Annotated in this window: 10 protein-coding genes; 5 read left to right on the top strand and 5 right to left on the bottom strand. The window is 61.0% G+C overall.

Annotated features, from left to right (window positions below):
- Positions 1-1,007: 3-dehydroquinate synthase (aroB, locus tag ACIQ1A_RS08380; RefSeq protein WP_395770615.1), on the bottom strand; the 1,007-nt coding region annotated here is incomplete at its 3' end.
- Positions 1,000-1,545 (bottom strand): shikimate kinase, encoded by a 546-nt coding sequence (locus tag ACIQ1A_RS08375; protein ID WP_395770614.1) that lies wholly within the window; start codon positions 1,543-1,545, stop codon positions 1,000-1,002. The genes aroB and ACIQ1A_RS08375, both read right to left, overlap by 8 nt.
- Positions 1,546-1,590: 45 nt before the next feature.
- Between ACIQ1A_RS08375 and ACIQ1A_RS08370 the strand changes: the two genes are divergently transcribed.
- Genes ACIQ1A_RS08370 through ACIQ1A_RS08360 form a run of 3 tightly spaced genes read left to right on the top strand, consistent with a single transcriptional unit; the run spans position 1,591 to position 3,828 of the window.
- Positions 1,591-2,388: an NAD(P)H-binding protein gene (locus ACIQ1A_RS08370; protein WP_395770613.1), complete on the top strand. Its 798-nt coding sequence runs from the start codon at positions 1,591-1,593 to the stop codon at positions 2,386-2,388.
- A 58-nt stretch (positions 2,389-2,446) separates the two neighbouring features.
- Positions 2,447-3,040 (top strand): pyridoxamine 5'-phosphate oxidase, encoded by a 594-nt coding sequence (gene pdxH / locus ACIQ1A_RS08365; RefSeq protein ID WP_395770612.1) that lies wholly within the window; start codon positions 2,447-2,449, stop codon positions 3,038-3,040.
- Positions 3,037-3,828, top strand: coding sequence for a cobalamin-binding protein (locus tag ACIQ1A_RS08360; protein ID WP_395770611.1), 792 nt, complete (start codon positions 3,037-3,039; stop codon positions 3,826-3,828). The genes pdxH and ACIQ1A_RS08360 overlap by 4 nt, the downstream gene beginning before the upstream one ends.
- On the opposite strand, the gene proC is transcribed toward ACIQ1A_RS08360, so the two are convergent.
- Positions 3,825-4,643 (bottom strand): pyrroline-5-carboxylate reductase, encoded by an 819-nt coding sequence (gene proC / locus ACIQ1A_RS08355; protein ID WP_395770610.1) that lies wholly within the window; start codon positions 4,641-4,643, stop codon positions 3,825-3,827. The two genes, ACIQ1A_RS08360 and proC, sit on opposite strands and share 4 nt — an antisense overlap.
- Positions 4,640-5,323: a YggS family pyridoxal phosphate-dependent enzyme gene (locus ACIQ1A_RS08350; RefSeq protein ID WP_395770609.1), complete on the bottom strand. Its 684-nt coding sequence runs from the start codon at positions 5,321-5,323 to the stop codon at positions 4,640-4,642. Before ACIQ1A_RS08350 ends, proC begins: the two co-directional genes overlap by 4 nt.
- 76 nt (positions 5,324-5,399) lie before the next feature.
- Here ACIQ1A_RS08350 and ACIQ1A_RS08345 point away from each other — a divergent pair, with 76 nt between their 5' ends.
- Positions 5,400-6,437, top strand: coding sequence for a type IV pilus twitching motility protein PilT (locus ACIQ1A_RS08345; RefSeq protein WP_395770608.1), 1,038 nt, complete (start codon positions 5,400-5,402; stop codon positions 6,435-6,437).
- Between the two features lie 17 nt (positions 6,438-6,454).
- Positions 6,455-7,585, top strand: a complete 1,131-nt coding sequence (locus tag ACIQ1A_RS08340; protein WP_395770607.1) for a PilT/PilU family type 4a pilus ATPase — start codon at positions 6,455-6,457, stop codon at positions 7,583-7,585.
- Here the strand turns inward: ACIQ1A_RS08340 and ACIQ1A_RS08335 are convergent.
- On the bottom strand, positions 7,582-9,168 hold the full coding sequence (locus ACIQ1A_RS08335) for a GMC family oxidoreductase (protein WP_395770606.1): 1,587 nt from the start codon (positions 9,166-9,168) through the stop codon (positions 7,582-7,584). The two genes, ACIQ1A_RS08340 and ACIQ1A_RS08335, sit on opposite strands and share 4 nt — an antisense overlap.
- Positions 9,169-9,279: the final 111 nt, after the last annotated feature.

Genomic DNA, 9,279 nt, shown 5'->3' with positions numbered 1-9,279 from the left:
GCTTTCCCGATACCGTGCCACAGAATCAGGCGTAGATTGCCGCTGACGGCTTTCTTGTCCAGACGCATTTTGGCCAGCATCGCTTCGCTGTCTACGCCCGAAGGCATGGCGGTAGTCAATCCGAAGCGGGACAAGAGCTGTTCTAGGCGGATCCGATCCGACTCCGGCGCCAGACCGTGTTGTGCCGAATACGCGGCCGCCAGATGCATGCCGATGGCCACGGCTTCGCCGTGCACCAACGTGCCGTAATCGGTCAGCACTTCCAAGGCATGCCCGAAGGTGTGTCCGAAGTTCAGCAGCGCGCGCTCACCCTGTTCGGTTTCATCGCGGGCCACCACGCCGGCTTTCTGCCGGCAGCAGTGGGCGATGGCATACGCCAAGGCTGCCGGATCTTTGGCGATGAGGGCATCGGCCTGTTGTTCCAGCCAAGCAAAGAACTCCGGGTCGGCAATCGCGCCGTATTTCACCACCTCGGCCAGGCCGGCGCGGAATTCGCGATCGGGCAGGGTGGCCAGAACAGCGGTATCAATCCAGACCGCCTGCGGCTGATGGAAGGCGCCAACCAGATTTTTACCGGCGGCCAGATCCACGGCGGTCTTGCCGCCGACCGAGGAATCAACCATGGCCAACAGGCTGGTGGGAATCTGGATGAAAGCGATGCCACGCATGTAACAAGCGGCCGCGAAACCGGCCAGATCGCCGATGACACCGCCGCCCAGAGCCAATACCGTGGCATTGCGGCTCAAGCCCTGTGCTGCCATCGCCTGCAGCAATTCGGCGAAACGGGCCAGATTTTTTTCCGGCTCTCCGGCGGGCATCTGCCAGATCGGACAGTCACTCCGGCCGATGGCGCGTTTCAGCGGCTCGGCATACAAGGGGGCCACGTTGTCATCGCTGACGATCAGGCAGGGCCCGGTGATCGGCAAGGATGCGGCAGCATCGAGCAAGCCATCGGCAATGCGGATCGGGTAGCTGCGTGTGCCGAGGCTGACGGTCAATTCAGGCATGCGGGGGTTCCATGGTATTGCGGAATTCGGTAATGGCCTGCAGCAGATGCGGGCGAATCCGTGACATCGGCATGCGGCTGAGATCCAGGCTGAGATTGGCGCATCCCCGGTACAGCGGAGTACGGACTTCATACAACTGCTGCAGCCTGCCGGCGCGGTCTTCGCTCTGCAACAGCGGCCGTTTGCGGTCATTGGCCAAGCGTTGCAATTGCTGCTCGGGCGGGATGTGCAGGTGCACCACAAGTCCGCGCTGCCGCATCAGTGTGCGGTTGTCTTCATTCAACACTGCACCGCCGCCGGTAGCGATGACCTGCCCGTCTTCCGACAACACCCGGGCCAGGGCTTCCGATTCGCGCCGCCGGAAGCCGGCTTCGCCTTCCAGCTCGAAAATGTCGGCGATGCTGGCCCCGGTCCGGTTTTCGATGTCGGCATCCAGGTCCACGAATGCCTTGCCCAATTGCCGTGCCAGCCATTTGCCATGGGTGGTTTTACCCACGCCCATGGGGCCGATCAGAATAAGGTTTGACCTCGCGTTCATGCCTCAATGCTACCATTGCCGTTGATAATCCGTAACGGGCGGCAGATGGCTTTCCAGATCGCAATCCTCGGTGCCGGCGACCTCGGTCGGCGTGTCGCGCAGCAGCGTATCGCTGCCGGAGATGCCGTGGCGACGCTGCGTCGTCGACCGGTGGCTATGCCCGAGGGTGTGCAGGCGGTGACCGGCGATCTCTCACAACTGGAGGATTTGAAGCGCCTGCCCGCAGCACCGGATTGGCTGGTATTCTGCGCCACGCCCGATGCCCGCAATGAAGCCGCCTACCGTCGGCTGTATGTCGATGGCTTGGCCATGGCCTGCGAGGTGCTGCAGCCCAAGCGTTGTCTGTTGGTGAGTTCCACGGCAGTCTATGCTCAGGATGCCGGTGAGTGGGTGGATGAAACCAGCCCGGCCATGGCGGAGAGCTTCAATGGCCGGATGTTGCGTGAAGCCGAACGGCTGAACCTGATGCATTCCGGCAACCGCGTTCTGCGCTTGAGCGGCATCACCGGTCCAGGCCGGAATATGCTGATCAACAAGGCCTTGCTGGGCGAAGGCATCGCCAATGCCTGGAGTAACCGCATCCATATCGCCGATGCCGCCACAGTCGTTTCGCATCTGCTGGATTTACCGGATCCGGAGCCGCTCTGGATTGCCAGCGATGATGAACCGGCACTGCAGCTTGACGTCGTCAACTGGATTCGTGCCAGTCACGGGCTTGCCGCTTTGCCCGGATTCGCGCCGCCGCCTTCCGGTCGTCGCGTTGCCAATGCCCGCCTGAAGGCCAGTGGTTGGGCGCCGGCATACCCGAGCTACCGTCAAAGCTATGCCGTGTCCGGAGTTTGACCGAAATCACATTAGCTTGCCGCAATACAGGCCACAATAGCCAGCAAGGAGAACGCCCATGGACCAACTTTACACTTCTGCACTGGCCACCTTCAGCGACCTGCTGGAACAGGCCAAGCAAAGCATCGACCCGGAACCGACGGCAATGACCGTGGCCACGGTCGGTCGCGACGGCCGACCGGCCGCGCGTACCGTGTTGCTGAAAGGCTTCGACGAACGCGGTTTTGTGTTCTATACCAATTTCAGTTCCCGTAAAGGCCGGCAGTTGGCGGCCAATCCGCAGGCCGCGCTCTTGTTCCATTGGCGGCACCTGCGTGAAGGGGTGCAGGTCAAGATCGAGGGCACCGTCGAACCGGTCAGCGCCGAAGAAGCCGATGCCTATTTCGCCAGCCGGCCCCGCGGCAGCCAGATCGGCGCCTGGGCCTCACTGCAATCCCAGCCACTGGCCTCGCGCGAGCAGTTCGAGCAACGCTATGCCGATGTCGAAAAACAATACGAAGGCGCACCGGTGCCGCGGCCGCCGCACTGGTCGGGCTTCCGCGTGGTGCCCGAGCGCATCGAGTTCTGGTATGGCGCCCAGTTCCGCCTGCATGAGCGCCAATGTTACGAGCGCAACAACGGGGTCTGGTCGCAGGTGATGCTGTATCCATGACCGGGCCGCGCCGGATCGTCTGCCTGACCGAAGAACCGACCGAAGTGCTGTATGCGCTCGGCGAGCAGGACCGCATCGTCGGCATTTCCGGATTCACCGTGCGCCCGCCGCAGGCGCGCCGGGAAAAGCCGAAGGTCAGTGCATTTACCAGTGCCAAAATCGACGACATCCTGGCGCTGAAGCCGGACTTCGTCGTCGGTTTTTCCGATATCCAGGCCGGCATCGCCTCGGCGCTGATCGGTCATGGCGTGGAAGTCTGGATCAGCAATCACCGCAGTGTGGACGGCATTCTGGATTACATCCGCCGACTCGGCGCTCTGGTCGGCGCTGCCGATAAAGCCCGGACGTATGCCGACAAACTGCAGGCTGATCTTGCCGCGGTGGCCGATCAAGCAGCGCGCAATGCGCAGCGCCCGAAAGTCTATTTCGAAGAGTGGGATGAGCCTTTGATTTCCGGCATTCAATGGGTTGCCGAATTGGTCCGCATCGCCGGCGGCGATGACATTCTGCCCGAGCTTGCCGCCGAGCCCATGGCCAAGAACCGCATCATGGCCGATGGCTCCATGGTCATCGCCCGCAATCCGGATATCATTTTCGGGTCCTGGTGCGGTAAGAAATTCCGGCCGGAAAAAGTGGCCGTGCGTCCGGGATGGCAGGATATCGCGGCCGTGCGCAACAGCCAGATGTTCGAAATCAAATCCCCGATCATCCTGCAACCCGGGCCGGCAGCCTTGAGCGACGGCCTCAAGGCCATGGCTGCGCACATCCGCAGCTGGCAGAGAGATTAATCGTTCTCGCGGCTCAGGGTCTCGCCACGATCGCGCGCGGCGTCGAGCGCTGTCTGCACCAGTTCACGCAGCCCGCCGTTCTCGAAAGCAGTGACCGCGGCATGGGTGGTGCCATTGGGCGAGGTTACCCGCTGGCGCAGTACGTCCGCCGGTTCGCCCGATTCGGACAGCATGCGCGCCGCACCGACGAAGGTCTGTACCGCCAAGGTTCGGGCCGCCTCGGCGGGTAGGCCCTGTTTTTCAGCGGCCATCTGCATGGCCTCGCAAAGCAGGAACACATAAGCCGGGCCACTGCCCGAGAGCGCGGTGACGGTATCCATCTGCGCTTCATCGGAAATCCAGGCACACAGCCCGGTGGCCTCGAAAAGATTTCCAGCAATGCTTTTCTGTTCGGTGCTGACCCGCGCATTGGCGAACAGGCCGCTGGCACCGGCGCCGAGCAGGGCCGGCGTGTTCGGCATGATGCGGACCACCGGTAGGTTGCCGCCCAGCCAGTTCTCCAGCTGCGTGGCCGTGATGCCGGCCGCAATCGACAGGACCAAGGGACGCTCACGCTGGGCCAGATCTTTCAGTTCGGCACAGACGGTTTTCATGACCTGGGGTTTCACGGCGAACAGCCAGACCGCACTGCCGGCTGCGGCACGTGGATTGTCATCGAAAACAGTGAGGCCGGTTTCGATGGCCAAGGCCTCCCGTGTCGGCGCGTAGGGTTCCGAAACACGGATGCTGGAGTGATCGTAGCCCTGCTTGAGTAGGCCGCCGATGAGACTGCGCGCCATGTTGCCGCCGCCGATGAATGCAATGGTGGGTTTCATGTGTCCTCACTGTGCGGCGGTCGCGGGCCGAAAAGGGCGCTGCCGACGCGAACCAAAGTGGCGCCATGCGTGACGGCGATCGGGTAGTCGTCGCTCATACCCATGGACAGGGTATCCATTTGTGGATGGCGCGGTTGTAATGTCCGGTAAAGCACCTGCATGCGCTTGAAGGCCACGCCGTCCTGGCTGTGCGCCGGATCGGGGATGGCCATCAGCCCGCGCAGACGCAGGCGCGGAAAACTGTCAATCAGATCGGCGAGCTTGGCGGTACTGTCCGGTGAACAGCCGGACTTGCCGGCTTCTTCATCGATATTGATCTGGATCAGCACATTCAGCGGTGGTAGCCGGGCTGGGCGGTACTGGGCCAGCAGCGGCACGATTTTTTCCCGGTCGACGGTCTGCACCCAGTCGAAGTGCTCGGCGACGGTTTTGCATTTGTTCGACTGCAGGGGGCCGATCAGATGCCATTCGAGTTCCAACGGCGCCAAAGCCATGATTTTGGCCACGGCTTCCTGCACATAATTTTCGCCGAAGGCGCGCTGTCCCAGCGCGGCGCACTCGGCCACACGCTGGGCGCTTTGGGTTTTCGAGACGGCAAGCAGTGCCGGCGCCCGGCCTTCGGTGGCACAGGCCGCTAGGGCGTTTTGCAGGGACTGCAGGTTCAGGGCCAAATCCGGCATGACTTGTCGAAATATTCTGGGGGGGTATACTGAGTCAGATACTGTGCCATGATAGCCACGGATTAGGGGAAAATATATGGATATCGCTGAGTTGCTCGCGTTTTCGGTCAAGAACAAGGCTTCCGACCTGCACCTGTCATCGGGTCTGCCGCCGATGATCCGCGTGGATGGCGATGTTCGCCGGATCAACATTCCGGCGCTCGACCACAAACAGGTGCATGCCCTGGTCTACGACATCATGTCCGACAAGCAGCGTCGTGATTTCGAGGAGTTCCTCGAAGTCGACTTCTCATTCGAGATTCCCGGGCTGGCCCGTTTTCGCGTCAACGCTTTCAACCAGAACCGCGGTTCGGCGGCGGTATTCCGCACCATTCCCAGTCAAATCCTGACCCTCGACGAACTTGGGTGCCCTAAAATCTTCCGGGAGCTGATCGAGCAGCCGCAGGGTCTGATTCTGGTTACCGGTCCGACCGGATCCGGTAAATCGACTACGCTTGCGGCGATGGTGGATCATGTCAACAAGAATGAATTCGGCCATATCCTGACCATCGAAGACCCGATTGAATTCGTGCATGCGTCCCAGAAATGTCTGATCAACCAGCGCGAGGTGCACCGCGATACCCATGGTTTCGAAGCCGCGTTGCGCTCGGCCCTGCGTGAAGATCCGGATTACATTCTGGTCGGCGAGTTACGCGATCTGGAAACCATCCGCTTGGCGCTGACTGCAGCAGAGACCGGCCATTTGGTATTCGGTACGCTGCATACCAGCTCGGCGGCAAAAACCATCGACCGCATCATTGACGTTTTCCCCGCCGCCGAAAAGGCGATGGTGCGCTCAATGCTGTCGGAATCTCTGCGGGCCGTGATTTCGCAGAGCCTGATGAAGAAAACAGGCGGCGGCCGCATCGCCGCCCATGAAATCATGGTGGCGACACCGGCCATCCGCAATCTGATCCGCGAAGACAAGGTCGCGCAGATGTATTCCTCGATCCAGACCGGCCAAGCGACCGGCATGCAGACGCTCGATCAGTGCATGCTCGATCTGGTCAAGAAGGGCCAGGTCAGCAAAGCACAGGCCTGGGGCTATGCCAAAGATAAACGCCTGTTCGAATAAAGCTACGGAGAAGCGCGATGAGCAGTATTGATTTCACCTCCTTCCTGAAACTGATGGCCCACAAAAAGGCGTCGGATCTTTTCATCACCGCTGGTGTGCCGCCATCAATCAAAGTGCAGGGAAAGGTCTCGCCGATTACCCAGAATCCGCTGACACCGCAGCAGAGCCGCGACATGGTGCTGGAGGTGATGAGCCCGTCGCAGCGTGAAGAATTCGAAAAGACCCACGAGTGCAACTTCGCCATCGGTGCCGCCGGCATCGGCCGTTTTCGGGTGAGCTGCTTCTACCAGCGCAACCAGGTCGGCATGGTGCTGCGCCGGATCGAAACCAAGATTCCGACCATCGAAGAACTGAACCTGCCGATCATCCTGAAATCGCTGTCGATGACCAAGCGCGGCATCATCCTGTGCGTGGGCGCGACCGGTACCGGCAAATCGACGACCTTGGCCGCGATGATCGGTTACCGCAACCTGAATTCGACCGGCCACATCATTACCATCGAAGATCCGATCGAATTCGTGCACAAGCACGAGGGCTGCATCATCACCCAGCGTGAAGTCGGCATCGATACCGATTCCTGGGATAATGCCCTGAAGAACACGCTGCGTCAGGCGCCGGACGTCATCATGATCGGTGAGGTGCGCACCCGCGAGGGTATGGATCATGCCGTGGTGTTCGCCGAAACCGGTCATCTGGTGTTCTGTACCCTGCATGCCAACAACGCCAACCAGGCCATCGACCGGATGATCAACTTCTTCCCGGAAGAGCGCCGGTCCCAGTTGCTGATGGATCTGTCGCTGAACCTGAAGGCGATCATTGCGCAGCAATTGGTGCCGACTGCCGATGGCAAGGAGCGCCGCGTTGCCATGGAAATCCTGATCGGCACGCCGCTGGTGCAGGATTACATCCGTACCGGTGAAGTGCACAAGCTCAAGGAAGTGATGAAGGAGTCGACCCTGCTCGGCATGAAGACTTTCGATCAGAGCCTGTTTGAGCTCTACCAGGCCGGCGAGATCAGCTACGAATCGGCCCTGCGTTATGCCGACTCCAGCAACGAAGTCCGTCTGAAAATCAAACTGGCCCAGGGCGGTGACGCCGCCAGCCTGTCGCAGGGCATGGACGGCATCGAGATTTCGGAAAACCGTTAACCGGTTTTGATCATGTCCGCCACGCGCTCCGCCAGCATGATGGTGGGCGCGTTGGTGTTGCCGCCGATCAGCTTAGGAATCACCGAGGCATCGACCACGCGCAGACCGCGCACGCCCTTGACACGGCACTGGCTGTCGACCACCGCGTCGCGATTGTCGAGGGCGCCCATCTTGCAGGTGCCGACCGGATGGTAGATGGATTCGGCTTTCTCGCGGATGAAGTTTTCCAGTTCGGCATCGCTCTGTACACTCTCACCGGGAAACACCTCCGGGCCGCGGTAGGCATCGAATGCCGGCTGTGCCAGCAAATGGCGGGAGAGTTTGACCGCCTCGATCATGACTTTCATGTCGAAGCCGGCCGCATCCGACAGATAGCCGGCGTCGATGCGCGGCTTGTGCGCCATGCTGTTGCCGGTCAGCGTGAGACGGCCACGGCTTTTCGGGCGCAGGAAGCAGGCATGCAAGGTGTAACCCGAGCCCGGCATCTTGTTGCGGCCGTGATCATCGAGCTGTGCCGGAACGAAGTGGAATTGAATGTCCGGGCGTTCGTCTTCGGCCAGCGGAGAGGCCCAGAATCCGCCTGATTCGGCGACATTGCTGGTGCCCGGTCCCTGTTTGAACAGAAGGAACTGCAGGCCGGCGAGCATCGGGCTCGTCGAGTCATAGGTGATGTCCTGCGTGCACTTGTGCAGCACGCAGGCGTCGAGATGATCCTGCAGGTTACCACCGACGCCGGGGGAATCAGCGACGACGGGGATGTTGTGCTGATGCAGATGTGCCGCCGGACCGATGCCGGACAGCATCAGCAGTTGCGGAGAATTGATGCTGCCGCCGCACAGGATGACTTCACGGCTGGCGGCCTCGCAGAAACCGCCTTTGCCGGCAACGGCGTAGACCACGGCGCTGGCGCGGCCGTCTTCGAACACCACGCGGGAAGCCGTGGCTTTAGTGATGATTTTCAGATTCGGCCGTTTGCGCGCCGGATCGAGATAGGCGACGGCACTGGAGCAGCGGCGGCCTTCCCGGGTGGTGGTTTGATACAAGCCGAAGCCTTTTTGCTGCGCGCCATTGAAATCCTTGGTGGTCTCAAAGCCGGCCTGTCCAGCGGCATCCAAGAATACCGGCGTGAGCGGATTCAGGTGTCGGGGGTCGGAAACCGTGAGCGGACCATCGCCGCCATGCAGATGGTCTTCGCCGCGGACATTGCCTTCGGCTTTCCGGAAGTAGGGCAGCACGCTGTTCCAGTTCCAACCGTCGCAACCGAGACTTTCCCACTCATCGTAATCGCGCGCATGGCCGCGGATGTAGCACATGGCATTGATCGAGCTTGAACCGCCGACCACTTTGCCGCGCGGCCACCACAGGCTGCGTTGTTTCAGGTTGGGGTCGGGGGCGGTGTTGTAATCCCAGTTCACGCCTTTCTGGCCGACCAGCTGGGCGATACCGGCCGGCATGTGCACCAGCGGATTCCAGTCATTGGCGCCGGCTTCCAGCAGCAGGACGCGCACATCCGGGTTCTCGCTCAACCGGTTAGCCAGAACACAACCGGCGGATCCCGCGCCCACGATGATGTAATCGTACATATTTGGTCTTTTAATGATGACTATAAGCAGACTATGCCCGCGGCATAGAGCAGATACTCTAACGGTGTCCTGCCAGCCGGTGCTGGACTGTGTTTTAATGATTCACCGCCA

The sequence above is a fragment of the Arenimonas sp. genome (assembly GCF_044353605.1).
Classification (GTDB): Bacteria; Pseudomonadota; Gammaproteobacteria; order Xanthomonadales; family Xanthomonadaceae; genus Arenimonas.
This window is presented reverse-complemented; position numbering and strand designations above follow the sequence as displayed.

Coding starts and splice junctions, on each gene's coding strand:
- ACIQ1A_RS08335 (WP_395770606.1), bottom strand. CDS start 9,168: ATGTACGATTACATCATCGTGGGCGCGGGATCCGCCGGTTGTGTTCTG.
- ACIQ1A_RS08360 (WP_395770611.1), top strand. CDS start 3,037: ATGACCGGGCCGCGCCGGATCGTCTGCCTGACCGAAGAACCGACCGAA.
- ACIQ1A_RS08345 (WP_395770608.1), top strand. CDS start 5,400: ATGGATATCGCTGAGTTGCTCGCGTTTTCGGTCAAGAACAAGGCTTCC.
- proC (WP_395770610.1), bottom strand. CDS start 4,643: ATGAAACCCACCATTGCATTCATCGGCGGCGGCAACATGGCGCGCAGT.
- ACIQ1A_RS08375 (WP_395770614.1), bottom strand. CDS start 1,545: ATGAACGCGAGGTCAAACCTTATTCTGATCGGCCCCATGGGCGTGGGT.
- pdxH (WP_395770612.1), top strand. CDS start 2,447: ATGGACCAACTTTACACTTCTGCACTGGCCACCTTCAGCGACCTGCTG.
- ACIQ1A_RS08370 (WP_395770613.1), top strand. CDS start 1,591: ATGGCTTTCCAGATCGCAATCCTCGGTGCCGGCGACCTCGGTCGGCGT.
- ACIQ1A_RS08350 (WP_395770609.1), bottom strand. CDS start 5,323: ATGCCGGATTTGGCCCTGAACCTGCAGTCCCTGCAAAACGCCCTAGCG.
- ACIQ1A_RS08340 (WP_395770607.1), top strand. CDS start 6,455: ATGAGCAGTATTGATTTCACCTCCTTCCTGAAACTGATGGCCCACAAA.